Genomic DNA, 447 nt, shown 5'->3' with positions numbered 1-447 from the left:
GCACTCTCTTCGGTGCCCGGTCGGCCGGTTACACCGGCCGGCGGTCCGCGCCCGACCAGCCCGAACCGGTCGCTGCGGCGACCACTGCGGAGCCGGCCGTGCTGCCCCAGCGGGTACCGGCCGAGCCGGATGTGCCGGTCGTACCGGACCTGCCCACCGTGGAACCGCCGGCGGAGACCCCCGAACTGGCGCGGATCGCCACCCACCTGCGACGGGAGGACGAGCCCCCGCCGCTCCGGGACCGGCCGGAGGGCTTCGACGTCAAGGCGATCCTCGGCGCGGTACGCGGGGTGGCCGGGGTCCGGGACGCCTCCCTGCGGACCACCCCCGCCGGGGCGCACAGCCTGCGGCTGGACCTGGCCGACGGTGCCGACCCGGCCGAGGTGAGCCGGCACGTGGCCCGGCTCCTCCAGGAACGGATGGGACTGGCCGCCGCACCACAGAACC

The 447-nt window shown here is 77.0% G+C and carries 1 pseudogene; it reads left to right on the top strand.

The annotated features are described in order from the left end of the window. Positions 1–447 (top strand): annotated as a pseudogene (locus tag GSF22_RS34170) (hypothetical protein); the annotation flags it as partial.

Origin of the sequence: Micromonospora echinofusca, from assembly GCF_017614955.1 — a bacterium.
Lineage (GTDB): Bacteria > Actinomycetota > Actinomycetes > Mycobacteriales > Micromonosporaceae > Micromonospora > Micromonospora echinofusca_A.
This window is presented reverse-complemented; position numbering and strand designations above follow the sequence as displayed.